Annotated in this window: 18 protein-coding genes and 1 pseudogene; 11 read left to right on the top strand and 8 right to left on the bottom strand. The window is 70.2% G+C overall.

Going from position 1 to position 25,012, the window contains the following annotated elements; all coding sequences use genetic code 11:
* Window positions 1–39 precede the first annotated feature (39 nt).
* The gene (locus tag SALPAC2_RS0111335; RefSeq protein ID WP_026184637.1) at window positions 40–891 is read left to right on the top strand and encodes a 3-hydroxyacyl-CoA dehydrogenase family protein; all 852 of its coding nucleotides are present in this window, start codon (window positions 40–42) and stop codon (window positions 889–891) included.
* Window positions 892–975: 84 nt separating this feature from the next.
* On the opposite strand, the gene SALPAC2_RS0111330 is transcribed toward SALPAC2_RS0111335, so the two are convergent.
* Both SALPAC2_RS0111330 and SALPAC2_RS0111325 read right to left on the bottom strand, forming a co-directional pair.
* Window positions 976–1,818 (bottom strand): ABC transporter permease, encoded by an 843-nt coding sequence (locus SALPAC2_RS0111330; RefSeq protein WP_018216772.1) that lies wholly within the window; start codon window positions 1,816–1,818, stop codon window positions 976–978.
* Entirely contained in the window at window positions 1,815–2,663 is an 849-nt protein-coding gene (locus SALPAC2_RS0111325; RefSeq protein ID WP_018216771.1) for an ABC transporter ATP-binding protein, read from the bottom strand. Before SALPAC2_RS0111325 ends, SALPAC2_RS0111330 begins: the two co-directional genes overlap by 4 nt.
* 106 nt (window positions 2,664–2,769) lie before the next feature.
* On the opposite strand from SALPAC2_RS0111325, the gene SALPAC2_RS0111320 reads away from it, so the two are divergent.
* Together SALPAC2_RS0111320 and nucS are read left to right on the top strand one after the other, a co-directional pair.
* Entirely contained in the window at window positions 2,770–4,782 is a 2,013-nt protein-coding gene (locus SALPAC2_RS0111320; RefSeq protein WP_018216770.1) for a protein meaA, read from the top strand.
* 18 nt (window positions 4,783–4,800) lie between these two features.
* On the top strand, window positions 4,801–5,460 hold the full coding sequence (nucS, locus tag SALPAC2_RS0111315) for an endonuclease NucS (RefSeq protein WP_018222864.1): 660 nt from the start codon (window positions 4,801–4,803) through the stop codon (window positions 5,458–5,460).
* Window positions 5,461–5,472: 12 nt separating this feature from the next.
* On the opposite strand, the gene SALPAC2_RS0111310 is transcribed toward nucS, so the two are convergent.
* Window positions 5,473–6,969 carry an aldehyde dehydrogenase family protein gene (locus SALPAC2_RS0111310; protein ID WP_026184636.1) on the bottom strand — a complete coding sequence of 499 codons (1,497 nt, stop codon included), beginning with the start codon at window positions 6,967–6,969 and terminating at the stop codon, window positions 5,473–5,475.
* Between the two features lie 181 nt (window positions 6,970–7,150).
* Here SALPAC2_RS0111310 and SALPAC2_RS0111305 point away from each other — a divergent pair, with 181 nt between their 5' ends.
* The 3 genes and pseudogenes from SALPAC2_RS0111305 to SALPAC2_RS0111295 form a co-directional block, all read left to right on the top strand.
* Complete coding sequence (locus SALPAC2_RS0111305; protein WP_018216767.1) at window positions 7,151–8,941, top strand: 3-hydroxyacyl-CoA dehydrogenase family protein; 1,791 nt, start codon at window positions 7,151–7,153, stop codon at window positions 8,939–8,941.
* 119 nt (window positions 8,942–9,060) lie between these two features.
* Window positions 9,061–9,348, top strand: a complete 288-nt coding sequence (locus SALPAC2_RS0111300; protein ID WP_018216766.1) for a hypothetical protein — start codon at window positions 9,061–9,063, stop codon at window positions 9,346–9,348.
* A pseudogene (locus tag SALPAC2_RS0111295) lies at window positions 9,281–10,240 on the top strand (alpha/beta hydrolase); the annotation flags it as partial. The gene SALPAC2_RS0111300 and the pseudogene SALPAC2_RS0111295, both read left to right, overlap by 68 nt.
* A gap of 6 nt (window positions 10,241–10,246) precedes the next feature.
* On the opposite strand, the gene SALPAC2_RS0111290 reads toward SALPAC2_RS0111295, so the two are convergent.
* The 5 genes from SALPAC2_RS0111290 to mce all read right to left on the bottom strand — a co-directional run bounded on the left by SALPAC2_RS0111290 (window position 10,247) and on the right by mce (window position 18,247).
* Complete coding sequence (locus SALPAC2_RS0111290) at window positions 10,247–11,344, bottom strand: AI-2E family transporter (protein ID WP_018216764.1); 1,098 nt, start codon at window positions 11,342–11,344, stop codon at window positions 10,247–10,249.
* A gap of 151 nt (window positions 11,345–11,495) precedes the next feature.
* Entirely contained in the window at window positions 11,496–13,913 is a 2,418-nt protein-coding gene (locus tag SALPAC2_RS0111285) for a hypothetical protein (protein ID WP_018216763.1), read from the bottom strand.
* A gap of 160 nt (window positions 13,914–14,073) precedes the next feature.
* Window positions 14,074–15,360 carry a DivIVA domain-containing protein gene (locus tag SALPAC2_RS0111280; RefSeq protein WP_018216762.1) on the bottom strand — a complete coding sequence of 429 codons (1,287 nt, stop codon included), beginning with the start codon at window positions 15,358–15,360 and terminating at the stop codon, window positions 14,074–14,076.
* A 298-nt stretch (window positions 15,361–15,658) separates the two neighbouring features.
* Window positions 15,659–17,014 (bottom strand): crotonyl-CoA carboxylase/reductase, encoded by a 1,356-nt coding sequence (gene ccrA, locus SALPAC2_RS0111275; protein ID WP_018216761.1) that lies wholly within the window; start codon window positions 17,012–17,014, stop codon window positions 15,659–15,661.
* A gap of 759 nt (window positions 17,015–17,773) precedes the next feature.
* Window positions 17,774–18,247 (bottom strand): methylmalonyl-CoA epimerase, encoded by a 474-nt coding sequence (gene mce / locus SALPAC2_RS0111270; protein ID WP_018216760.1) that lies wholly within the window; start codon window positions 18,245–18,247, stop codon window positions 17,774–17,776.
* A 335-nt stretch (window positions 18,248–18,582) separates the two neighbouring features.
* On the opposite strand from mce, the gene SALPAC2_RS0111265 reads away from it, so the two are divergent.
* The 5 genes from SALPAC2_RS0111265 to SALPAC2_RS0111245 all read left to right on the top strand — a co-directional run bounded on the left by SALPAC2_RS0111265 (window position 18,583) and on the right by SALPAC2_RS0111245 (window position 24,872).
* On the top strand, window positions 18,583–19,782 hold the full coding sequence (locus SALPAC2_RS0111265; protein WP_018216759.1) for an acetyl-CoA C-acetyltransferase: 1,200 nt from the start codon (window positions 18,583–18,585) through the stop codon (window positions 19,780–19,782).
* A gap of 41 nt (window positions 19,783–19,823) precedes the next feature.
* Window positions 19,824–20,861: a methylmalonyl Co-A mutase-associated GTPase MeaB gene (meaB, locus tag SALPAC2_RS0111260; RefSeq protein WP_018216758.1), complete on the top strand. Its 1,038-nt coding sequence runs from the start codon at window positions 19,824–19,826 to the stop codon at window positions 20,859–20,861.
* A 64-nt stretch (window positions 20,862–20,925) separates the two neighbouring features.
* A complete protein-coding gene (locus tag SALPAC2_RS0111255; RefSeq protein WP_018216757.1) occupies window positions 20,926–22,614 on the top strand; it encodes an acyl-CoA mutase large subunit family protein in 1,689 nt (562 codons plus the stop codon).
* Window positions 22,615–22,727: 113 nt separating this feature from the next.
* Complete coding sequence (locus SALPAC2_RS0111250) at window positions 22,728–23,630, top strand: tetratricopeptide repeat protein (protein ID WP_018216756.1); 903 nt, start codon at window positions 22,728–22,730, stop codon at window positions 23,628–23,630.
* 63 nt (window positions 23,631–23,693) lie between these two features.
* Complete coding sequence (locus SALPAC2_RS0111245; RefSeq protein WP_018216755.1) at window positions 23,694–24,872, top strand: arginase family protein; 1,179 nt, start codon at window positions 23,694–23,696, stop codon at window positions 24,870–24,872.
* The last annotated feature ends 140 nt before the right edge of the window (window positions 24,873–25,012 follow it).

The raw sequence follows: 25,012 nt of genomic DNA, 5'->3' as shown, positions 1-25,012 counted from the left end.
GGTGCAGGCAGACACCAATCGCAGTGAGGGAGTAAGCAGATGGCGGGTCGACTCGCAGTTGTCGGTGCTGGGCTGATGGGCTCGGGAATCGCCCAGGTCGCGGCGCAGGCGGGCTGGCAGGTGACGCTGCGGGATCTGGATGACACGGCCACGAAGCGGGGCCTGGCGGGCATCCAGCGGTCGCTGGAGAAGTTCGCCGAGAAGGGAAAGATCTCGTCGGCCGACGCCGAGGCGGCACTCGGCCGGATCACCCCCACCACGGACCTGGCGGCGGCCGCCGACGCGGACATCGTCGTCGAGGCGGTCTTTGAGAAGCTCGAGCTCAAGCACGAGGTCTTCCGCGCGTTGGACAAGATCTGCAAGGCGGATGCGGTGCTGGCCACCAACACCTCGGCGATCCCGGTCACCCAGATCGCCACCGCCACCGACCGCCCCGAGTCGGTGGTCGGCACCCACTTCTTCTCGCCGGTACCGATGATGAAGCTGTGCGAGTTGGTTCGTGGCTACAAGACCAGCGACGCCACCATCGACACGGCGAAGGCGTTCGCCGAGGAGATCGGCAAGACGGTCGTGGTCGTCAACCGGGACACCGCCGGCTTCGTGACCACCCGGCTGATCTGCGCGTTGGCGATGGAGGCGGTCAGCCTGGTCGAAGCCGGCGTGATCTCCGCCGAGGATCTGGACAATGCCTGCAAGCTGGGCTTCGGCCACGCCATGGGCCCGCTGGCGACGGTGGACCTGACCGGGGTGGATGTGCTGCTCAACGCCACCCGCAACATCTACACCGACACTGCGGACGAGAAGTTCTTCCCCCCGGAGCTGCTCCAGCGGATGGCCACCGCCGGTGACCTGGGCCGCAAGACCGGCCAGGGCTTCTACTCGTACGGCTAGCCGGGGCCGACCGGCTGGGCGGGCCCCTTCGAGACCGCGGTCCGAAGGAGCCCGCCACTGTCGTCGGCTGATCCGGGCTCGCCCTCAGCCGTCGCGGCGGGTGGTCCAGCGGAAGGTGCCGAGGCAGAGCAGCAGCCCGATCACGCACCAGGCGGCCAGCACCAGGGCGACCCGACCCAGCTCGTACGAGCCACCCGGCTCCTGCCCGGCGAAGGTGTCGGGCAGGAAGACCGAGCGGAGCCCCTGACACATCCACTTGAGCGGGAAGAGCGCGGCCACCTGCTGCATCCAGCTCGGCAACTCGGTGAAGACGAAGAACACCCCGGAGGTGAACTGGAGGATGAGGGCGACCGGGGTGACCACCGCCGAGCCGCTGCGGGCCGTCCGCGCCAGCGAGGAGATCGCGATGCCGCAGAGCGTGCAGGCGGTGATGCCGAGGACGGAGACCCAGCCGAAGGTCAGCCACTTCGTGGCGGTGCCGGGCAGCTGTAGGTCGAACGCGGCCACCGAGACGGCGAGCAGCAGCGCGGTCTCGACGACGCCGACCACCACGACCATGATCACCTTGCCGGCGAAGTACACCCACTTCGGCATCGGGGTGCCGCGGTAGCGCTTGAGTACCCCGCGGTCTCGTTCGATCGGAATCCAGATGCCGAGGTTCTGGAAGCTCACCGTCATCAGACCGGCGGCGATCATGCCCGTGATGAAGTACTGGGGAAAGCTCACTCCGGGCGCGATCTCGCCGTCGAAGACCGCGGCGAAGATCAGGATCATGACGATCGGGAACCCCATCGTGAACACGACGGACTCCCGACTGCGCAGGAACTGGGTGAGCTCCAGCCGGCCCTGCCGCAGCGCGAGGGCGAGTGGGCCGGGCTGGTGGCCGGCTGCTCGGGCGGCGGTGGCGGGCTTCAACGTCGTGGTCATCGGTGTCCGATCATCTTCAGGTAGATGTCCTCGAGGGTCGGCCGGGTAACCGTGAGCCCGGGCACCTCACCGTCGAAGCGCGCGGCCAACTCCGTCACCACCTCCGTGGGCGTCGCGCTCTCCGTGCTCTCGGTGCGCCCCTCGGGCGTACGCCAGGAGACCGTCGCGTGGGCCTGTTGTCGGTTGCCCAGGTGCTCGGGGGCGGCTACCTCGATCAGTCGGCCGCCGGCGATCACCCCCACCCGGTCTGCGAGCGCCTCCGCTTCGTCGAGGTAGTGCGTGGTCAGCACGATCGTTGTCCCGGCCGCCGCCAGGTCCCGGATCAGCTGCCAGAACTCGCGCCGCGCCTCCGGGTCGAAGCCGGTGGTCGGTTCGTCGAGGAAGAGCAGCTCGGGTCGGCCGATGATGCCGAGCGCAACGTCCAGGCGGCGCTTCTGTCCGCCGGAGAGGGTGTGGGTGCGGGCCCGGGCCTTGCCGGCCAGCCCGACCCGGGCGATCACCTTCTCCGGGTCGTCGGCGTCGGCGTAGAAGCCGGCGAAGTGGTGGACCAGTTCGGAGACGCTGAGCTCGTCGAACTCACCGACGCCCTGGAGGACGATGCCGATCCGGTTGCGCCAGTCCGCGGCGGGATTCGCCGGGTCGCTGCCGAGCACCGAGACCTCGCCGGCGTCACGTCGCCGGTAGCCCTCCAGGATCTCCACGGTGGTCGTCTTGCCGGCGCCGTTCGGGCCGAGGAGGGCGAACACCTCACCTCGGCGGACCTCCAGGTCCACCCCGGCCACGGCCACGTTCTTCCCGTACGCCTTGCGTAGCCCCCGCGCGACGATCGCGAGCTCGTTGTCCATGCAACAAGTGTGCTGCCCCCGCGCAACGGGCCGGGCGCCGGGGTGTGGTGGCCGCTGTGGAATTTTCCACAGCCCGATTTACCCGTCAGTAACTTAAACTCCCGCCATGGACGAGAAGGCCCCCCCAGGTCGGCTGCCCGAGCGGGACCGTCCGTGGGTGATGCGAACCTATGCCGGGCACAGCTCGGCCGCTGCGACCAACGCCCTCTTCCGCCGCAACCTGGCGAAGGGGCAGACCGGGCTCTCGGTCGCCTTCGACCTGCCCACCCAGACCGGGTACGACCCCGATCACGAGCTCGCCGCCGGGGAGGTCGGCCGGGTCGGGGTGCCGGTGGCGCACCTCGGTGACCTGCGGGCTCTCTTCCAGGGCCTTCCCCTGGCCGAGATGAACACCTCGATGACCATCAACGCGCCCGCGATGTGGCTGCTCGGCCTGTACCGCACCGTCGCCGCCGAACAGGGGGCGCAGCTCGACCGCTGCGCCGGCACCACCCAGAACGACATCATCAAGGAGTACCTGTCCCGTGGGACCTACATCTTCCCGCCGGCAGCGTCCCTGCGGCTGACCGCCGACCTCATCGCGTACACGCTGGGGGAGATGCCCCGGTGGAATCCGGTCAACATCTGCTCGTACCACCTTCAGGAGGCCGGCGCCACCCCGGTCCAGGAGGTTGGCTTCGCGCTCGCCACCGCGGTCGCCGTCCTCGACGCCGTCCGGGACTCCGGCCAGGTGCCGGCCGAGCGGATGGGAGATGTGGTTCAGCGGATTAGCTTCTTCGTCAACGCCGGAGTGCGCTTCGTCGAGGAGGTCGCCAAGATGCGGGCCTTCGGTGCCCTCTGGGACGAGATCACCCGCGACCGCTACGGCGTGGCGAACCCGAAGCAGCGCCGGTTTCGCTACGGCGTCCAGGTCAACTCGCTGGGGCTGACCGAGGCGCAGCCGGAGAACAACATCCAACGCATCGTTCTGGAGATGCTCGGCGTGACCCTCTCTCAGAACGCCCGGGCCCGGGCGGTGCAACTCCCCGCCTGGAACGAGGCCCTTGGCCTGCCCCGACCGTGGGACCAGCAGTGGTCGCTGCGGATGCAGCAGGTGCTCGCGTACGAGTCGGACCTGCTGGAGTACCCCGACCTGTTCGACGGTTCGCACCTGATGACGGCGCTGGTTGACGAGATCGTCTCCGGAGCCCGGGTCGAGTTGGAGAAGGTGCTGGAGCTGGGGGGCGTGGTCGCCGCGGTCGAGACCGGCTACCTGAAGAGCGCCCTGGTCGCCTCGCTCGCCGACCGGCGACGCCGGATGGAGGCCGGCACCGATGTGGTGGTCGGCGTCAACCGGTTCACCGAGACCGAGCCCTCCCCGCTGACCGCGGCCGGCGCCGCCGCGATCGAACAGGTCGACCCGGCGGTGGAGGTAGCCGCCACGACCGCCGTACGCCAGTGGCGGGCCAGCCGGGACGCGGCGGCCGTGGACGCCGCGCTCGCCCGGCTCCGCGCGGACGCCGCGTCCACCACGAACCTGATGTCGGCCACGCTTGACTGCGTACGCGCCGGGGTGACCACCGGTGAGTGGGCGGGCGCGCTGCGGGAGGTCTTCGGGGAGTACCGGGCCCCCACCGGCCTGTCCGGGGCGGTCGGTTCCGGCGCGGACGGTCCGCTGGCGGCGGTCCGGGCCCGGGTCGTCGCCACCGCCGGGCAACTGGGCAGTGGGCGGCTGCGGCTGCTGGTCGGCAAGCCCGGTCTGGACGGGCACTCCAACGGTGCCGAGCAGATCGCGGTCCGGGCCCGGGACGCCGGCTTCGAGGTGGTCTATCAAGGCATTCGGCTGACCGCCGGGCAGATCGTGGCCGCCGCCGTGGAGGAGGACGTGGACCTGGTCGGCCTCTCGGTCCTCTCCGGCTCGCACCTGGCGGCTGTGCCGGCCGTCCTGGCGGGGCTGCGCGCCGCCGGGCGGGGGGATCTGCCCGTCGTGGTCGGCGGCATCATTCCGGAGGCGGACACGCAGACCCTCCGGGACGCCGGGGTCGCCCGGGTCTTCACGCCGAAGGATTTCGCGCTCACCGGGGTGATCAACGAGTTGGTGACCGTGGTCCGCCACGCCAACGGCCTACCGGAGCAGTAGCTCCGTTACCCTCGTCGGGTGCGGTTGGTGATTGCGAAATGCTCTGTGGACTATGTTGGACGGCTCTCGGCCCACCTGCCGCCAGCCACCCGTCTGGTGATGGTGAAGGCGGACGGGTCGGTGTCGATCCACGCCGACGACCGGGCCTACAAGCCGCTGAACTGGATGAGCCCCCCGTGCCGGCTGGAGGAGTCCCCGGGCGTCTGGCGGGTGGTCAACAAGGCTGGTGAGGAGCTACGGATCACCCTGGAGGAGGTCTTCCAGGACACCGCGTACGAGTTGGGTGTCGACCCGGGCCTGCGGAAGGACGGCGTGGAGGCGCACCTTCAGGAGCTGCTGGCGGCCAGCCCGGAGACGCTGGGTGAGGGTTTCACCCTGGTGCGCCGGGAATACATGACGGCGATCGGCCCGGTGGACCTGTTGTGCCGGGACGCGGCGCAGGGCGCGGTGGCGGTCGAGGTGAAGCGCCGCGGTGAGATCGACGGGGTGGAGCAGCTCACCCGCTACCTGGAACTACTCAATCGGGACCCGCTGCTGGCGCCGGTGCAGGGCGTCTTCGCCGCGCAGGAAATCAAGCCACAGGCGCGGGTGCTCGCCACCGACCGCGGGATCCGCTGCGTGGTCGTGGACTACGACAAGCTGCGCGGCATCGAGCGGGACGAGCTGACGCTGTTCTGAGCCGCCCGCGGGTCAGCGGCCGTAGAAGCGCTTGACGAGTTTGACCAGTCGGGCGACGTCCGCGTCGGTGCGATCGAAGGTCGTTGCGGGCAGCAGTGACCGGGCCCGGCGCCGGGTGATGGCCTTGGGGCGGGCGAACTCCCGCAGCCCGTCCGCGCCATGGATCCGCCCGAACCCGGAGTCGCCCACGCCACCGAAGGGCAGGGTGGACATCCCGGCGAAGGTCAGGGCCGAGTTCACCGAGGCCATCCCGGAGTGCAGCCGCCGGGCGACCGCCATGGCCCGACGCCGGCCGAAGACCGAGCCGCCCAGCCCGTAGCGCAGCGCGTTGGTCCGGGCGACCGCCTCGTCCACGTCGCGGACCCGGTTGATGGTCAGGGTGGGGCCGAAGGTCTCCTCGCGTACGGCGGCGGAGTCCTCCGGCACGTCCACCAGCACGGTCGGTTGCACGTACGGCGGCTGCACCGCGTCTGCACCGCCGAGCACCGCCCGGCCGCCGCGGGCCAGCGCGTCGTCGATGTGCCGGCGGATCACCTCCAGCTGGCTCGGCATGGTGATCGGGCCGATGTCGGTGCCGTCGGCGCCCACGGTGAGTCGTCCGGCCCGCTGGACCACCCGGTCAACGAAGCGGTCGAAGACCCCCTCGACGGCGTAGACCCGCTCGATGCCGATGCAGGTCTGGCCGGCGTTGGTGAGACCGCCCCAGACGGCTGCCGCGGCCGCGGCGTCCAGGTCGGCGTCGGTGTCGACGATCATCGCGTCCTTCCCACCGGCCTCGATGAGCACGGGGGTCAGGGACTCGGCGCAGGCGGCCATCACCTTTCGACCAGTAGCTGTGGACCCGGTGAAGGCCACCTTGTCGACCCCGGATCGGCACAGCGCCGCGCCAACGTCACCGAGGCCGTGCACCGCGGCGAACACCGGCTCCTCGGTGACGACCTCGGCGAAGCTGTCCACCAGCCACTGGCCGACGGTCGGGGTGTACTCGCTGGGCTTGAGGACCACGGCGTTGCCCGCGGCCAGGGCGTAGGCGATGGAGCCGATCGGGGTGAACACGGGGTAGTTCCACGGGCCGATGACGCCGACCACCCCGTACGGCTGGTATTCCAGGTGGGCGGCGAACTCCGCCAGCATCAGCCGGGACCGTACCCGGCGGGGGCCGAGCACCCGCTTGGCGTTGCGCGCGGCCCAGTCGAGGTGCTCGACGGCGGTGACCACCTCGACGACGGCCTCGGCGACCGGCTTACCGCCCTCGAGATGCACCAGCTCGGCGAGCTCCTCGATCCGGGACGCCAGCCGGCTCCGCCAGCGCAGCAGCCGTTCCCGTCGGGCGGCGACGCCGAGCCCGGCCCACCACCCGCTGGCGGCACGGGCCCGGGCGACGGTTGCTTCGACATCGGCGGGGGAGGCGACTGGCAGCCGCCCGGCCTCCGCGCCGGTCGCCGGGTTCGTCGACACGAGTCGACCGTCCTCGATAACCGGCAGGCCCGGAACATGTACAGCCGTCATGGCAGAAGTCTAGACCCGGCTTGCTACTCGCCGGTAGGGCCGGCGCTGTCCGCCTACCGCCGCCCCGGCGCCGTGACATAGCCCACGGCATCTCGACAACCCTGCGGCACATGGCAGACTCGCGCGCATACCTTAGCGGCCGTTAACGCCGGCTGCATGGAGCTGACCAGGGAGGCTTGGCGTGACGCGCGAGTTCGCCAGTGTGGGTGTGGTGGGTCTGGGCACCATGGGTGCCGGCATCGTCGAAGTCTTCGCCCGAAACGGCATCGACGTCGTTGCCGTCGAGGTGACCGAGGCGGCGCTGGAGCGCGGCCGGGCCACCCTCATCGGCTCGACCGACCGGGCGGTCGCCAAGGGCAAGCTCGCGGCGGCCGACCGGGACGCGCTCCTGGCCCGGGTCGACTGGCAGGTCGGGCTGGCGGCCCTGCACGCGGTCGACCTGGTGATCGAGGCCATTCCCGAGCAGCTCGATCTGAAGCAGCGAATTTTCGCGGAGCTGGATCGGGTCTGCAAGCCCGAGACGGTGCTGGCCACGAATACCTCGTCGCTGTCGGTAACCGAGATCTCGGTGGCCACGACCCGCCCCAACCAGGTCATCGGCATCCACTTTTTCAACCCGGCGCCGGTCATGAAGCTGGTGGAGATCGTCCGGACGGTGGTCACCTCGGCCGAGGTCGTAGCCGACGTGGAGCGGCTCTGCGCGCGGCTGGGCAAGGTCGACGTGACGATCAGCGACCGAGCGGGCTTCATCGCCAACGCTCTGCTCTTCGGTTACCTCAACCATGCGGTCAGCCTGGTCGAGGCGCGCTACGCCAGCCGGGAGGACATCGACGCGGCGATGAAGCTCGGCTGCGGGTTGCCGATGGGTCCGTTGGCGTTGATGGATCTGATCGGGCTGGACACCGCGTACGAGATTCTGGACACGATGTACCGGCGGGGCGGCCGGGACCGGCGACACGCTCCGGTGCCGCTGATCAAGCAGATGGTCACCGCCGGGCTGCTCGGTCGGAAGTCGGGGCGCGGCTTTTACACCTACGAGCGGCCGGGCTCGCCGGTGGTCGTACCGGACGACCAGACGCCGGTGGGTGCGGAGTCGACGCTCGAGGCCGGTGCGCGGGGCATCGCGAAGGTCGGTGTGGTCGGTTCCGGGACGATGGCGACCGGCATCATCGAAGTCTTCGCGAAGGCTGGCTACGAGGTGGTCTCGGTGACCCGCGGGGCGGAGAAGTCCGGCAAGCTCTTCGAGGCGGTCAAGACCTCGCTCAACAAGGGCGTGGTGCGGGGCAAGCTGGGCGAGGCCGACCGGGACGCCGCGCTGGGCCGGGTCACGTGGTCCGCGACGTTGGAGCACCTCGCCGACGTCGACCTGGTGGTCGAGGCCGTCATCGAGGAGCTGAGTGTCAAGAAGGCGCTCTTCGCCAGCCTCGACGAGATCTGCAAGCCCGGTGTCGTGCTCGCCACCACCACCTCGTCGCTGCCGGTGATCGATGTCGCGATGGCCACCCAGCGTCCGGCGGACGTGGTCGGCCTGCACTTCTTCAACCCGGCACCGGTCATGTCGCTGGTGGAGATCGTGCGGACCATCCGCACCTCGGCGGAGACCACCGCGACCGCGAAGGCGGTCTGCGGGGAGCTGGGCAAGACTGGCGTGGTCTGCGGTGACCGATCCGGGTTCATCGTCAACGCGCTGCTCTTCCCGTACCTCAACGACGCGGTGAAGATGTTGGAGGCGAGCTACTCGACCGCCGACGACATCGATCATGCGATGAAGCTCGGCTGCGGGTATCCGATGGGTCCGTTCGAGTTGCTCGACGTGGTCGGCCTCGACGTGTCCCTGGCTATTCAGCGGGAGCTGTACCTGGAACTGCGCGAGCCGGGGTTCTCTCCCGCGCCGTTGCTGGAGCACCTGGTCACCGCCGGCTATCTGGGGCGGAAGACTGGCCGGGGCTTCCGCGATCACACTCGTCGCTGAGCAGCGGGGGCAGGTGCGGGCCGGTCGCGTCGCCGGCCCGCCGACGCCGCACCACGTCCTCCCGCCGTACGCTGGAGGGTGTGAGCCCTCGTCGTAACCGATCCCGCCGGGATGAGAGCGTGCAGTTCGATTCCGCGCGGCTGCGGCAGGGGGTCGAGTCGGTGCAGCAGTGGCGGGACGGCGACTGGCAGGTCCGGTTGATCAGCGGCGGCGCGTCGACGAAGACCTACCGTTGCCCCGGTTGTGACCAGGAGATCCGGCCCGGTGTGGCGCATGTCGTGGCGTGGCCCGCCCAGGGGTGGGGGGACCTGACCGACCGCCGGCACTGGCACAGCGGCTGTTGGCGGGCCCGGGACCGGCGGGCACCGATCGTGCAACGGGGCCGCGGCGCGCCCCGCCACGGCTGAGACGCGCCCCGCCACGGGTGAGGGGCGATCGGGCTGCCGTCTTCCTGACCCCGACCGGGTTGCCGGCCCGGTGACGGGGGAGACTGGGCGGGTGAGCACACCCATCCGCGCCTCGTCGATCCTGCCCAGCCGCCGGGAGGAGATCGAGCTGCACACCGCCGACGGGCTGCGCCTCGTCGGTGAGCTGGCCCGACCGGTCGACCGCGCGCCGGTCGCCACGCTGGTCTGCCTGCATCCGCTGCCCACCCACGGCGGGATGATGGACAGCCACGTGTTCCGCAAGGCCGCCTGGCGCCTACCGGCCCTGGCGGACCTGGCGGTGCTGCGGTTCAACACCCGGGGTACGACCAGCATGCGCGGTACCAGTGCGGGGACGTTCGACAACGCGGTCGGCGAGCGGTACGACGTCGCCGCCGCCATCGAGTACGCGGAGTTCCACGAGCTGCCGGAGATCTGGCTGCTGGGCTGGTCGTTCGGCACCGACCTGACCCTGCGGTACGGCTGTGACCCGGCCGTGGCGGGTGCCCTCCTGCTCTCCCCGCCGCTGCGGTTCTCCGGCCCCGAGGACCTGGCGAGTTGGGCCTCCGCCGGTAAGCCGATCACGGCGCTGGTGCCGGAGTTCGACGACTACCTGCGGCCCGAGGAGGCGCGGGAGCGCTTCGCGGCCGTGCCGCAGGCTGAGGTGGTCGGGGTGCCGGGGGCCAAACACCTGTGGGTCGGTGACGCCGAGACCGTCCTCGACGAGGTCGTCCGGCGGGTCAACCCCTCCGTCCCTGTGCCGCTGCCGACCACCTGGGACGGCCCGATGGAGACCGGCGATGTCAGCGCGTACGCCGATCGCACGGTCGCGGCCTTCGCCGACCGGCCGGTGCCGGGCCCAACGGCCGGCTAGCGGGAGTTAGCGGGAGTCCTGGCGCGGGATGACCACCTCGCGGAGGATCAGCTGGAACGCCGCGACGGTGGGGATCGCGATGAGGGCGCCCACCACGCCGATCAGGGCGACGCCGAGCAGCGCCGCCACCAGGGCGGCCACCTCGTTGACCTGCACCGATCGGCGCATCACCTTGGGGTAGATCAGGTAGTTCTCCACCTGCTGGTAGATGAGGAAGAACAGCACGCAGGCGATCCCCACCGGCAGGTCGGTGGCGAAGCCGACCAGGCTCACGATCACCGCCCCGAGCGTGGCACCGATCTGCGGGATCAGGTCGGTCACCGCCACCACGACGGCTAGGGCGAACGGGTACGGCAATCCGGCAAGCAACGCGAAGACGAAGGTGGTCGTACCGGCGAGGAGGGCGATGATGAGCGCCCCGACGATGTACGCGCCGACCTTGGCGATGATTTCATCACCGATGAGACGTACCCGGTCCCGACGGGACCGGGGGACGAGCGCGTAGCCGAGCGACCGCAGCCGGTTGAAGTACGCCAGGAAGTAGATGGTGAGTACGAGCACGGTCAGGGTTCGGAAGGCGGTGCCGAAGATGAGCTGGGCGCCGCCGAGTACTCCGTCGAGTGCCTGGCCGAGAGTGCCGGTGTCCGCGGCCTGCTGCGCCCGTTCCACCAGGTCGTACCGCTCGATCAGCTCGTTGATGGTCTCATTGCGCCGCAGTGTCTCCAGGTAGCTGGGGAACTGCTCGAGGAACTGGTTGGACTGGGTGATGATCGGTGGCACCAGGGCGACCGCGCCGCTGCACAGCAGGAGGAGCAGGGTCAGCATGACGACCGTGACCGCCAGCCCGTGGGGCAGCCCGAGCCGGCGTAGCCGCGCCACCGCCGGATAGAGCCCGACGGCGAGGAAGAGCGCGATCACGACGGGGACGAGTAGGCCGGCGGCGTTGCGCACGCCGAGGAAGAGGGCGTAGGCCAGCAGCGCGCCGAGCCCGCCGGTGAAGCCGACGAGGAAGCTGCTCCGCCGCAGGGGCCGTCCCGGCACGCCGAACCGCCCGGACCCCTGGTCGGCGCGGTGCTGCTGCGACTCCGGCTCGCCCGGCGCCACCGGAGCTCAGGCCGTCCGCCCAGCGCCGTGACCGGCCCGCCACGCCTCGCTCCGCCACCGGCGGGTCCCGCCCGGAAGCGCCGTCCAGCCGGCCGGGCCCGGGGTCGCCGTCCAGCCGGCCGCGCCTGGGCTCGCCGTCCAGCCGGCCGGCTCAGTCCTTGTCAACGACGACCTTGCTCGGCTTGGAGCTGCGCTCGTCGGTGGTGGGCTTCGCCGGCCGGGTGTTGTTCTCGCCGGTGCTGGTGATCTTCGTGGGGGCGGCTGCCCGGCCCCCTTCACCCGGTACGGCCGCGACGGTCGGCTCGCCGTCCACCCCGGCGCTGGCCTCATCACCGTCCTTCGTGGTAACCGACTTCACGCTGCCCTTCGCGGACTCGTCAACGGCGGGCTCGATCCGCCCGCGGGCCGGCTGGCCGGCATCAGCCGGATCGACCTTGCCGGCCCCGGTCCGGTCGCTGGCGGGCGGCGCCGGCGCGGCCGTGGGGGCCCGACCGTTGTCGGAATCGCTGCCCGCGGGTCCGTCCGGAGCGGGCTTGGCCGCACCGGACAACTCCAGCCGAAGTTCTGCCACCTGTTGCTGCAGGTCGTCGGACTCCTGGCGGGATCGCCAGGTCTCCTGCCGCAGATCAGCGAGCTGCTGCTGCGCCTGCGCGATCTCCGTCATCACCTGGGCGAGTTGCTGCCGGCTGGTCGCGGCCTCCTGCTGCGTCGCCGCCAGGTGCTGTTGAGTGGTGGCCAGGGCCTGCGCGGTGGTGGCGGCGTACTCCTCGAACTGACGTCGGGAGGTGGCGGCGTACTCGTCGGCGGCGTGGCGCTGCTCGGCCGCCGCCTCCTCGGCCTGGCTCAGCAGCGCCGATGCCTCCTGGTCGGCCCGCTCGCGTAGGGCCTGGGCATCCTGCTCGGCGGTCTGCCGGATGCTCTCGGCGGCACCCTCGATCTCGTTTCGGCGGGCCGTGTACGCGGACTCCAACTCGGTCTTGCGCGAGCTGAACTCGGTTTCCAGCTCCTGCTGTCGGGTCGTGAACCCGGTTTCCAGCTCCTGCTGTCGGGTCGTGAAGCCGGTTTCCAGCTCCTGCTGTCGGGTGGCGAAGCCGGTCTCCAGCTCCTGCTGCCGGGTCTCCAGCTCCTGCTGCTGGGTAGCGAAGCCGGTCTCCAGCTCCTGCTGCCGGCTTGTGTACTGCTGCTCCAACTCGGCGTGCCGGGACTCGTGTCGTTGCTCCAACTCGTCGCGGCGGGACTCGTGCCGCTGCTCCAACTCGTCGCGCCGGCTGGCGAACTCCTGGTCGTCGGCGGCCCGGCGCTGGTCCAGCTCGCGGTCAGCCGCTGCCCGGCGGTTGTTGACCTCTTTCTCCACCCCCGCCCGCCACGCTCCCAGCTCCTGTTGGGCCTGGGCTCGGGTCTGCCGGGCGTACGCCTCGGTCTCGGTGCGTGTTTCCTGCGCGTACGCCTCGGCCTCGGCCCGCTGCCGCTTTGCCGCGTCGGCAGCCTGCTTGGCGAGTAGCTCCGCCTCCTGGCGGGCCTTGGCGTGGGCGGCCCGGCCGGCGGTGCTGGCGTCGTCGATGATCTGCTTGGCCTCCTGCTGGGCCTTGGCGTGGGTGGCCCGGCTCGCCTCGGTCGCCTGCTCCACGAGGCGTCCGGCCTCCTCCTGCGCCTTGGCCTGCACCTCCTTGGCGGCCTCCCGCAGCTCGGTCGACTCCTGCTGGGCCTTGTCCTGCGCGGTGCGGGCCGCCTCGCGCAGCTTCGTCGCCTCCTGCTGGGCCCGCGTGTGTACCTCTTTGGCGGTGTCCCGCAGTTGGGTAGCTTCCTGCTGGGCCCTCGTCAGCGCCTCCTGCGCGGTCTTGCGTTGCCGGGCGGCCTCCTCGGTCGCGGCCTTCACCGCGGCGTCTGCCTCCTCGGTCGCGGCTTTGACGGTGGCGTCTGCCTGTTCGGTGGCGGCTTTGACGGTGGCGTCTGCCTGTTCGGTGGCGGTTTTGACGGTGGCGTCTGCCTGTTCGGTGGCGGTTTTGACGGTGGCGTCTGCCTGTTCGGTGGCGGCCTTGACCGTGGCGTCTGCCTGCTCGGTCGCGGCCTTGACCGTGGCGTCTGCCTCCGCTTTCCGAGCTGCGGTGTGCCGCTCCTCCTCTTCGCGGCGGGTGGCCAGGGCCAGCTCGAAGTCCTTGAGTGCTTGGGCCGCCTCCGCCCGTGCCTCGTCAATGATGTGCTCGGCGGCGGCTCGGCGGGAATCGATCTCCTTGTTCGCGGCGGCGAGGATCTCTTCGGCCTGTTCTTCGGCGAGGGTGAGGACCTGCTCGACGCGGGGTCCAAGGTGCCGGAAGGAGGCGCGGTCCACCACGCCGACCTGTTTGCGGACCTGGGCGAGGTCTCGCTGGAGCACCTCCACCTGGCCGGCCAGCTTATGAATTTGGGTGTAGGCCTGCTCTCGCTCGGCGGTCAGGGTGGCGATCTCGTGCTCGGCGCGAGCGACGTACCGGTTTACCTGCCCTTTCACGTACCCCCGCAGGCCGGACTCGAAGCTGGGCTCCGTGGTCACATCCCCGCCGAGAGCGAACAGTTCCTCGCCGTTCGACATGCCCCCATCCTCACACGCAATCGGCCCTCTTGGGGCGATACGGACTCGTCGGATGCAGCGGTTCAACCGGTGCGATCCGGACTTAGAACAACGTACGGCGCGGGGCGACACCGGATGTCCAGCATCGCCCCGCGTGGTGGAACAGGCCTGGCTGAGTAGATCAGCTGGCTGATTCGGTGCTCTCGCTCTTCTTCGCCTCCGTGGTGTCCTCCGATTTCGCCTCCGCGGCGGCGGCCACGGCCGAGGCTGCTGCCGCGGCGGCGTCCGGTCCCGTACCCGGGACGATGCCGGCGAGCCCGGAGAGCATCTGGCCGAGCTGGGAGGTGACAGCGTCCTTCTGGCGGGTCAGATCCTCGACCTCGCGGCGGGCCGTCTGAGTGGCCAGGTCGGCCTCGGCGCGGGCCTCGGTGAGCAGTCGCTCGGCCTCGGTCTTCGCTTCGTTCAGGCTCTTGTCGGCGGTCGCCTTGGCCTCTTCGACCGTGTCGTGGGCGGTGCGCTCCGACTCGACCCGGCGCGCCTCGGCGCGCTGCTCGATCTCCTTGGCCCGCTCCTGGGCGGCCTGGGCCCGCTCCTCGGCCTCGTTGACCAGCTTCTGGGTCTGGGCGACCTGGGTGGCGTGCCGCTCCGACTCCTCGCGCTCGGCCTTCTCCCGCCGCTCGGCCAGCTGCAGCTCAAGGGCCTGTAGGTCCTTGTCGCGCTTGTCCCGCGCGTCGGTGAGGAGCTTCGTCGCCTCGGCGCGCTTCTCCTCGGCCTCGCGGGCGGCCTTCGCCCGCTGCTGGGTGATCTCCCGTTCCGCGGTGGCGCGGAGGGTGGAAACCTCCCGCTCGACGGTGGATTTCAGCTCGGCCACCTCGTGCGCGGTGACGGTGCGCAGCTGCTTGGTCTCTCGATCGGCGTCGGCCCGCAGGGTGTCGGCCTCGCGGCGGGCCTGGACGCGAACCTCGGCCGCCTCGCGCTCCGCGGCGGTCCGGACGTTGCCCACCTCCCGCTCCGAGGTGGCCTTCATCGCCGCCACCTCGGCCCGCGCCTTGTCAGTGATCTCCCGGGCCTCGAGGCGGGCGGCGGAGAGAATGCCCTCGGACTCCCGCTTCGCCTCGTTGCGGTGGTCGTTGGCGTGCTCCTCGGCGAGCCGGAGGATCTGCTCAACGCGGGTGCCGATGCCGGAGAGGGTCGGCCGACTGTTCTCTTCGAGTTGCTTGCTGACCTCGGAGAGCTTCTGGTCGAGGGCGCTCATCCGCTGCTCGGCCTGGCGGAGCCGGCGCTGCGCGTCGTTCATCCGCTGCTCGGCCTCGGCGCGGGCCTGCTCGGACTGGGTCAGCGCGGCGCTCAGCCGACCGAGGAAGTCGTCAACCTGCCCGGTGTTGTAGCCGCGTAGGCCGACCGTGAAGTCCGGCTGGGTGTTCGCGCTATCGAAGAACGCAAGAGGGGAGGACTGCTGCTGGGGCATTGGGACATACTGGCAGATGACCTGGGGGCCTTCGCAAGAGCGCCCCGACCTTTGCCATCCTCATTACAGGGTTCGACCCGGTTGGGTCGCGGCTGCCGGACCAGTTGGCGATCTTGGCAGCTCCCGGACCCCGTGACGGTCTGAAGTGGGCTCTGAAATGGGGCCGTGAGCAAGGACTCGCGGCCCCATTCCGTTCTGCACCGGTATCGGGGGAGCCGGTATCGTTCGAATGGGCGTCCAGACCAGCGAATGGAAAGGCAATCCAGCCACCACATTGGTGGCGACCTTGCCCGTCTGATCAGTGACCGCGGAACCGGTTGATCGCTGCCTCGTGCCGCCCGCGGAACTCGGGGTCGCGCACCCCGAGGCCGTCCGCCGGAGCAAGGCAGCGGACCCCGACCTTGCCCTGGTGCGCGTTTCGGTGCACCTCATATGCGGCCTGGCCGGTCTGCTCCAGGCTGTAGGTCCTCGACACGGTTGGGTGGATCTTGCCGAGGGCGATCAGCCGGTTCGCCTCCCACGCCTCCCGGTAGTTGGCGAAGTGGCTGCCGACGATCCGCTTCAGGTGCATCCAGAGGTAGCGGTTGTCGTACTGGTGCTGGTAGCCACTGGTCGAGGCGCAGGTGACCACGGTGCCGCCACGCTTGGTGACGAAGACGCTGGCTCCGAAGGTCTCTCGCCCCGGGTGCTCGAAGACGATGTCGGGGTCCTCACCGCCGGTCAGCTGACGAATCCGTTCACCGAAGCGGCGCCACTCGTCCGGGTTCTGGGTTTGCTCGTCCTTCCAGAACCGAAAGCCCTCGGCCGCCCGGTCGATCACCAGCTCCGCGCCCATCCGCCGGCACAGCTCCGCCTTTTCCGGCGAGGAGACCACGCAGACCGGAATCGCACCGCCGGTGAGCGCCATCTGGGTGGCGTAGCTACCCAGGCCGCCCGAGGCACCCCAGATCAGTACGACATCCCCCTGCTTCATGTTGGCACCGTGGTGGGAGACGAGCTGCCGGTACGCGGTGGAGTTGACCAGCCCCGGGCTCGCCGCCTCCTCCCAGCTGAGGTGGCGGGGCTTCGGCATGAGCTGGTTGGCCTTGACGATCGCCAGCTCGGCCAGACCGCCGAAGTTGGTCTCGAAGCCCCAGATTCGCTGCTGTGGATCGAGCATGGTGTCGTCGTGTCCGGCGGCCTCCTCCAGCTCCACCGAGAGGCAGTGGGCGACGACCTCGTCGCCGGCCTGCCACCGGGTTACGCCGGGACCGGTGCGCAGCACGACGCCGGCCGCGTCCGAACCGACCACGTGGTACGGCAGGTCGTGCCGCCTGGTCAGCTCGGAGAGTCGGCCGTAGCGCTGGAGGAACTTGAAGGTCGGTAGCGGTTCGAAGATGCTCGTCCAGACCGTGTTGTAGTTGATGGCGCTGGCCATCACCGCCACCAGTGCCTCGCCGGGACCAGGTTGCGGGGTCGGCACGTTCTGGACATGCAGCGCCTTGCGTGGATCCTTGTCCCGCGTGGCCATCCCGTCGAAGATCTGTGTCTCCTCGGCGCGTACGACTACGCCTCGGTAGGACTGCGGAATCGGGAGCCGTGCAACACCGGCGAGTTCACGTTCGGGCTGCGTCGAACCCTCCGCAGCCATGATTGTTTCGAGGATGTCCTGCACTTCGACCTCCCGTTCGTCTGCCCCGCGCGTCGCCGGCAGGGGCGTGCCATCGTCGGCGCCCGGCGGTCGGTCACCGTCTCGGCATTGACACATGCCGGCATCGACCGCGCTGCTGTGGGGGCGGACGTTACTGAACGGTAGCTTTGCTCGGAAGTGCTGTGTGAAAAAGTGCATCGATTGATGGGTGGGCTCGGCTCGGCAGGGAGCAGGCCGGGCCGACCCCCTCGCGGTGGGTTGTGGCGGGCCACCCGTCGCAGTAGACGGTGGCGGGCCCACCCGTCTCAGTGAGCCTTCCGCGTAGCGGGACGCACCGGCTCCGCCGACGCAAACACAGTCGGCGAGGTCCTTCGGCGTAGGCCAGGGGCGGTCGGCGCGGTCCTTCGGCGGTAGGCCAGGCACCGGCGGGCTGCTGGGCGGGCGCGGGTATTGCTGCGCCCCAGCTATGCGGGCAGCTCGACAGCGGGCGGCACCGCATCGCCTGGTCACGGCAGGACGATGCTCGGTCACCCGCCCGGGTGCCCCGGCGAGCCCGTTCAACGCTGAGCGGGCCGGCCAGGTACCGCACGGCCTCCCTCGCGTACCCACGGCACCACGGTGTTTGTGGAACTCATGGTGACGCAGGACCTCGAAGAAGTCGATCTCTGGTAGAGCCGCCCCCAGATCAAGGTCCGGCGGCATTTTCACTGCAGCGACGTCCCGGCCGATCCGGACAAGCCGGGACCGTCACCTACCGCACTGGCCTCGTCGCCCCGGAACGGCTCAGTGGGCTGTGGCAGGCTCGACCAACTCGACTAGGACGCCACCGGCGTCCTTCGGGTGGACGAAATTGATCCGGGAGTTCGCGGTGCCCCGCTTCGGCTGCTCGTACAGCAGGCGCAGACCCCGCTCGCGTAGCTTCGCGCAGGCTACGTCGATGTCGGCGACCGTGTACGCGACCTGTTGCACCCCCGGGCCCTGCCGGTCGAGGAACCGCGCGATCGTGGACGCTGGCGAGAGTGGGGCGAGCAGCTGTACGCAGCCGCCGGCGGCAGTCGGACCGACTGCCAGCATCGCCTCGCGGACGCCCTGCTCCTCGTTGGTCTCGGTGTGTACGCACCGCATACCGAAGGCGCGCTGATAGAAGTCGATCGCCTCGTCCAGGTCGGGTACCGCGATACCGATGTGGTCGATGCGACGTAATCCGATGTCTGTGCCGTGGTCCGCAGCGGACTCGACGGGGGGATGCTCGGCCATGGCGTCAGTCTGGCCGAACGGGTGCCCGGGGAGCGCGGTCGGTTGGCAATCTCACGCCACGGAAAGGCGCTGACCCCGTGCGACCGGATGGTGCTGAGCCGTGCGACCGGATGGTGCTGAGCCGTGCCACCGGATGGTGCTGAGCTAACCTGTCCGGACGGTCACGCGGGCGTTCCCGCGCCCCGTGCGCGGCGGGGCGATGCGGTTGTGTCCCGGGCCGGCTCTAGCGTGCGTCGTCGATGTGCGCGGGGTCACCGTCGCCGATCTGCGCTCAGAAGCTAAGGTGCGTCCTAACAATCGTTAAGGCGTACAGGTCGGGACCCTCGGAGGCAGGTATGGCTTCGGTGATCGTCAGCGGCGCTCGAACCCCGATGGGGCGACTGCTGGGAAATCTCAAGGATCTTTCCGCGACCCGGCTTGGTGGCGTGGCGATCAAGGCGGCGCTGGAGCGTGCCGAGGTTGCCCCCGACCAGGTCCAGTACGTGATCATGGGGCAGGTGCTTCAGGCGGGCGCCGGTCAGATTCCGGCCCGGCAGGCGGCCGCCGAGGCGGGCATCCCGCTCTCCGTTCCGGCGCTGACCATCAACAAGGTCTGCCTCTCCGGGCTGGACGCGATCGCCCTGGCCGATCAGTTGATCAGAGCTGGGGAGTTCGACGTCGTCGTGGCCGGCGGCATGGAGTCGATGACCAACGCCCCGCATCTGCTGTTGGGGCAGCGGGGTGGCTACAAGTACGGCGACGTGGTGATCAAGGACCACATGGCCCTCGACGGGCTCACCGATGCCTGGGACTGCTGCTCGATGGGGGAGTCGACCGAGCGGCACGGCAGCACCAAGGGGATCAGCCGTGCGGAGCAGGACGCCTTCGCCGCGGGAAGCCACCAGCGTGCCGCCGCAGCCCAGAAGAACGGGCACTTCACCGAAGAGATCACCCCGGTTGTGCTCCCGCAGCGTAAGGGTGAGCCGCTGGTGATCAGTGAGGACGAGGGCATTCGTCCGGACGCCACCGCGGAGTCGTTGGCGAAGCTACGCCCGGCCTTCGCCCCGGAGGGCAGTATCACCGCCGGCAGCTCGTCGCCGATCTCCGACGGGGCTGCCGCCGTGCTGGTGATGAGTAAAGCCAAGGCCAAGGAGCTGGGGCTGACCTGGCTGGCCGAGATCGGTGCGCACGGCAACGTCGCCGGCCCGGACAACTCGCTGCACTCGCAGCCGTCCAACGCGATCGGCCACGCGCTCCGGAAGGCGGGCCTCACCATCAACGATCTGGATCTGATCGAGATCAACGAGGCGTTCGCGCAGGTGGGCATCCAGTCAACCCGTGACCTCGGGATCAGCCCGGACAAGGTCAACGTCAACGGCGGTGCGATCGCCCTCGGGCACCCGATCGGTATGTCCGGCGCCCGGCTGGTCCTGACCCTGGCGCTGGAGCTCAAGCGGCGCGGCGGCGGCACCGGCGCGGCGGCGCTCTGCGGCGGTGGTGGCCAGGGCGACGCGTTGATCATCCACGTCCCAGCGGGGGCCGAGAGCCAGGGGTGAGCCAGACCGGCGAGCCCTCCTGGTGGGGAACGAAAGGCACCATGACTGACGCCGTCAACAATGTCCCGGCCGCGCCGCCGGTGCGCCGCAGCCGGGACATTCCCATGCTCGTTGAGCGGGCCCGCGCGGGTGACCCCCGTGCGGTCGCCCGGCTCATCACGTTGGTCGAATCCGGGGACGAGACGCTGCCGCAGATCGCGGCGGCTCTCGCCCCGTACGCGGGCCAGGCCCAGGTGGTCGGCCTGACGGGTTCGCCCGGAGTGGGTAAGTCGACCACCACCAACGAGTTGGTGCGAGCGCTGCGTTCCCGGGGACACCGGGTCGGCGTGCTGGCCATCGACCCGTCTAGCCCGTTCACCGGTGGGGCGATCCTCGGCGACCGGGTCCGGATGCAGGACCACGCCACCGATCCCGGCGTCTACATCCGTTCCATGTCCAGCCGGGGGCACCTCGGTGGGCTTTCGGCGGCAACGCCGCAGGCGGTCCGGGTGCTGGAGGGCGCCGGCTGCGACGTGGTCCTGGTGGAGACCGTTGGCGTGGGTCAGGCGGAGGTGGAGGTCGCCTCGCTCGCGGACACCACGCTCGTGTTGCTCGCGCCCGGAATGGGGGACGCGATCCAGGCGGTCAAGGCCGGGATCCTGGAGATCGCCGACGTGTTCGTGGTCAACAAGGCCGACCGGGACGGCGCCGATGCCACCGTCCGGGACATCCAGGGCATGATCGCACTGGGGGAACGAGGGCCGGGGCAGTGGCGGCCCGCGGTGGTGCGCGCGGTCGCCGTACGCGGCGAGGGGATCGACGACGTCGCCGCGGCGATCGACAAGCACCGGGGTTGGCTGGTCGAGCGGGGCGAACTCCGTCGTCGTCAGGAGGCACGGGCCGCCGCTGAGGTGGAGGCGATCGCGCTGGGCGCACTCCGGGCCCGCATCGGTTCGCTGCGGGACGGTACCGAGCTGTCGACGCTCGCCGCCTGGGTGGCCGCGGGTTCGCTCGACCCGTACGCGGCGGCTGATCAGCTCCTCGCCCAGATCGCCGGCGACAGCACCGGCAACCCTACCGGCCGGTACGAACGTCCTTAGCGAGCGTTCAGGCCAGGATCTACACTCGGAGGTGGAGTCACAGACCCGAGGAGGAGCCCCGCGGATGAACGCCGACGAGATCGCCGCTGGACGCAAACGCTGGCAGGACCGCTACGATGCCGCGCGTAAACGGGACGCCGACTTCACCACGCTCTCCGGGATGGCTGTCGCCCCGGTGTACGGGCCGCCGGAGGGGGTGGACCACCCCGGCTTCGAGCGGATCGGCTGGCCGGGTGAGTTCCCGTACACCCGTGGTCTGCACCCGACCGGGTACCGAGGGCGGGCCTGGACCATCCGGCAGTTCGCCGGCTTCGGTAACGCCCGGCAGACCAACGAGCGCTACAAGATGATCCTGGGTGCGGGGGGCGGCGGGCTCTCTGTCGCCTTCGACATGCCCACGCTGATGGGTCGTGACTCGGATGAACCGCAGTCACTCGGTGAGGTCGGGCACTGCGGGGTCGCGGTGGACAGCGCCGCCGACATGGAGGTGCTCTTCGACGGCATCGACCTGGCCGGGGTCACGACGAGTATGACCATCTCCGGACCGGCCGTCCCGGTCTTCTGTATGTATCTGATCGCTGCCGAGCGGCAGGGCGCGGACCTCTCCCGCCTGGACGGCACCCTGCAGACGGACATCTTCAAGGAGTACATCGCACAGAAGGAGTGGCTCTTCGACCCGGAGCCGCACCTGCGCCTCATCGGCGACTTGATGGAGTACTGCGCCCGGGAGATTCCCCGGTACAAGCCGCTCTCCGTCTCCGGTTACCACATCCGGGAGGCGGGCTCGACGGCCGCGCAGGAGCTGGCGTACACCCTCGCCGACGGCTTCGGCTACGTCGAGCTGGGCCTCTCCCGCGGCCTCGACGTGAACGTCTTCGCCCCGGGCCTGAGCTTCTTCTTCGATTCCCATGTGGATTTCTTCGAGGAGGTCGCGAAGTTCCGTGCCGCCCGCCGGATCTGGGCCCGATGGCTGCGCGACGTCTACGGCGCCACCAGTGAGAAGGCGCAGTGGCTGCGCTTCCACACCCAGACCGCCGGGGTCTCGCTGACCGCGCAGCAGCCGGTCAACAACGTGGTCCGGACGGCCGTGGAAGCCCTCGCGGCCGTGCTCGGCGGCACCAACTCGCTGCACACCAACGCCCTCGACGAAACCCTGGCACTGCCCACCGACGAGTCGGCCGAGATCGCCCTGCGGACCCAGCAGGTGTTGATGGAGGAGACCGGGGTGACCAACGTGGCCGACCCGCTGGGCGGCTCCTGGTATGTCGAGGCGCTCACCGACAAGATCGAGGCCGAGGCGGAGGAGATCTTCGCCCGGATCCGGCAGCTCGGTGGGGAGGGACCACACGAGATCGGCCCGATGACCTCGGGAATCCTCCGAGGTATCGAGGATGGTTGGTTCACTGGGCACATCGCCGAGGCGGCGTTCGCCTACCAGCGGGCGCTGGAGAAGGGCGAGAAGAAGATCGTCGGGGTCAACTGCCATACCGGCACGGTCGCCAAGGACCTGGAGATCCTGCGGATCTCGCACGAGGTGGAGCTGGAACAGCGGCGCACGCTCGGCGAGCGGAAGGCAGCCCGGGACGATGCCGAGGTCAGCGCGGCGTTGGAGCGGATGGTCGCGGTCAGCCGGACCAGCGGGAACATGATCCCGGCGATGCTCGACGCGGTCCGTGCCGAGGCGACCCTGGGCGAGATCTGTGACGCGCTGCGCCTCGAGTGGGGCGTCTACCGCGAGCCGGCTCGCTTCTGACCGCCGGCATCCCGCAGGCGCGGCGGGGAGGTGTGGTGACCTGCGTGAGAACCGTGACCTTCGGCGTCACCGAAGGGCGGAGATTGGCGTCACCCGTGCGAGACTAGGTAACCATGAGCGACCCACGGATCACCCCGTCGATCTTTACCCGCGGCGCGGTAGACCTCAGCGCGCTGCGCACCCCCGCACCCTCCCCGGCCCCCGCGCCTGCCCAGTCCGGCCCGTCCGACGACGGCGCCGGGAGCACTGCCGCCGTCATTGCTGTCACCGAGGCGACCTTCCAGGCCGAGGTCCTCGAACGGTCGCTCAGCACGCCGGTGGTCGTCGACTTCTGGGCCGAGTGGTGCGAACCCTGCAAACAGCTCTCGCCGGTGCTTGAGCGGCTCGCCGTCGAGGGCGGCGGCGCCTGGGTGCTGGCCAAGGTCGACGTGGACGCCAACCCCCGGCTGGCGCAGATGTTCCGGGTGCAGGGCATCCCGATGGTCTACGCGGTGGTCGGCGGCCAGCCGGTTGACGCGTTCTCCGGGGTGGTGCCCGAGGCGCAGCTACGGCAGTGGATCCAGGCGGTTCTCAAGGCTGGTGGCGCGAGCGTGGCCGAGACGGCCGACCCACGGTTGGACGAGGCCGACGAATCGTTGCTCAACGGTGACCTGGACGCGGCGGAGCAGGCGTACCGCAAGATCCTGGCCGAGACGCCGTCGGACGCCGCGGCGGAGGCGGGGCTGGCCCAGGTCGGGCTGGCCCGTCGGGTTGCCGGTGCCGACCCGCAGGCGGTGCTCGCCGCGGCGAGCACGGCCACCGACGACATCGACGCCCAGCTGCTCGCCGCCGATGTCGAGGTGCTCGGCGGGATGGCGGAACAGGCCTACCAACGGCTGGTCGGGTTGGTTCGCCGTACCGCCGGCGAGGACCGTGAGAAGGTGCGTCAGCACCTGGTCGGCCTCTTCACCATCGCCGGCCCCGACGATTCCGCGGTGGCGCTGGCCCGTCGGGCACTGGCCAGCGCCCTGTTCTGATCCAGTCATGTCGGCGCGGGCCGGTGTGCCGACCGGCCCGCACGAGCTTGAGGACGGGAGCCCATGACGCGCCGGATCGCCGTCCTCGACGCGCCCACTAACCTCGGGCTACGCCCACCCACCGCCACCTCGGTGCCGGGCTGCGGCAAGGCTCCTGGTGCCCTGCGCGACCAGGGCCTGCTCAGCCGGCTTCGGGCCCGGGACGCCGGCTGCCTGACCCCGTCCCGGTACGACCCGGGCGACTGGCGGCCCGGCGATGGCGTATGTCACGCGTATGAGATAGCCAACTATTCGGTGGCGCTCGCCGACCGGATTGGAGCCGTCATAGATCGAGGCGAGTTTCCGTTGGTGCTCGGCGGGGACTGCTCGGTCGTGCTCGGCTCGGCGCTGGCCATGCACCGGCTCGGCGCGGCGGTGGGGGGTCGGGTCGGGCTCGTCTTCGTCGACGGGCATTCGGATTTTCGGCACCCCGGCAACGCCTCTTACGTGGGCGCGGCGGCCGGTGAGGGGTTGGCCCTGGTCACCGGCCGCGGTCAACCGGATCTGACCGCTATCGAAGGCCGGCGTCCGTACTTTCGGGATATCGACGTGGTGGTGCTGGGCATCCGGGCGCAGGACGACTATCGGCTCGACCTCCAAGCTGCCGGGATCACCACTCGACCGGTGCCGGCGCTGCGCGCGGAGGGTGCGGCCAGGACCGCGCAGTGGGCGCACGACCAGCTCACCCACTGCGCCGGCTACTGGCTGCACATTGACGTGGATGTGCTGGATCCGGCAGTGATGCCCGCCGTTGACGCTCCCGATCCGGGTGGGATCGCCTTCGCCGAACTGGAGAGTCTGCTTGCCGGCTTGGTAGACACCCCGCACTGCCTTGGCGTCGAGCTGACCGTTTTCGACCCGGACTACGACCCGGACGGTTCGTACGCTGCGGAGATCGTCAACACCCTGGTCGGAGGGCTCCGCCCGGTCACCGCGTCGGGATCGGCCCCGCCCTGGCGGCCTACCGTTGCCGCACCCCGTCGGGGGCCGGAGCGCCGCCGGAGCTCGGAGCAGCCGGTTCTCCTCGTCAACCAGGATGCTCCGGTCAAGGTGGTGCAGCTGCCGGAGCCCCCGCAGCTGCCGGAGCCCCCGCAGCTGCCGGAGCCCCCGGAGCCGCCGGAGCTGCTGACGGGCACGGGGGCGCCTGTTGCTCCCGAGGTGCCTGTTGCTCCCGAGGTGCCCGCTGATTCGACGGCGCCCTGAAGGCCCCGGGCGCCGGCAGGCCCTGGGCGCTCCCGGCGCGACGCCGAAGACCGGCTCCGATTGGGTGATGAATATCCGGAGGCGGGGTAATCCGGGGTGGGTCGACCCCTATCGCAGGTAGGTGAAAGACGGCAGTCCCG

Origin of the sequence: Salinispora vitiensis (genome assembly GCF_000378825.1) — a bacterium.
Classification (GTDB): domain Bacteria; phylum Actinomycetota; class Actinomycetes; order Mycobacteriales; family Micromonosporaceae; genus Micromonospora; species Micromonospora vitiensis.
Note: the sequence above shows the minus strand (reverse complement) of the source record. Positions and strands in the feature narration are given on the sequence as shown.

Bases quoted from the DNA above. Each gene is read 5' to 3' on its own strand.
- mce (WP_018216760.1), bottom strand. From the start codon at position 18,247: ATGGCCGAGCATCCCCCCGTCGAGTCCGCTGCGGACCACGGCACAGAC.
- SALPAC2_RS0111250 (WP_018216756.1), top strand. From the start codon at position 22,728: ATGAGCGACCCACGGATCACCCCGTCGATCTTTACCCGCGGCGCGGTA.
- SALPAC2_RS0111310 (WP_026184636.1), bottom strand. From the start codon at position 6,969: ATGACGGCTGTACATGTTCCGGGCCTGCCGGTTATCGAGGACGGTCGA.
- SALPAC2_RS0111245 (WP_018216755.1), top strand. From the start codon at position 23,694: ATGACGCGCCGGATCGCCGTCCTCGACGCGCCCACTAACCTCGGGCTA.
- SALPAC2_RS0111330 (WP_018216772.1), bottom strand. From the start codon at position 1,818: ATGACCACGACGTTGAAGCCCGCCACCGCCGCCCGAGCAGCCGGCCAC.
- meaB (WP_018216758.1), top strand. From the start codon at position 19,824: ATGACTGACGCCGTCAACAATGTCCCGGCCGCGCCGCCGGTGCGCCGC.
- SALPAC2_RS0111320 (WP_018216770.1), top strand. From the start codon at position 2,770: ATGGACGAGAAGGCCCCCCCAGGTCGGCTGCCCGAGCGGGACCGTCCG.
- SALPAC2_RS0111255 (WP_018216757.1), top strand. From the start codon at position 20,926: ATGAACGCCGACGAGATCGCCGCTGGACGCAAACGCTGGCAGGACCGC.
- SALPAC2_RS0111325 (WP_018216771.1), bottom strand. From the start codon at position 2,663: ATGGACAACGAGCTCGCGATCGTCGCGCGGGGGCTACGCAAGGCGTAC.
- SALPAC2_RS0111285 (WP_018216763.1), bottom strand. From the start codon at position 13,913: ATGTCGAACGGCGAGGAACTGTTCGCTCTCGGCGGGGATGTGACCACG.
- SALPAC2_RS0111265 (WP_018216759.1), top strand. From the start codon at position 18,583: ATGGCTTCGGTGATCGTCAGCGGCGCTCGAACCCCGATGGGGCGACTG.
- SALPAC2_RS0111335 (WP_026184637.1), top strand. From the start codon at position 40: ATGGCGGGTCGACTCGCAGTTGTCGGTGCTGGGCTGATGGGCTCGGGA.
- SALPAC2_RS0111280 (WP_018216762.1), bottom strand. From the start codon at position 15,360: ATGCCCCAGCAGCAGTCCTCCCCTCTTGCGTTCTTCGATAGCGCGAAC.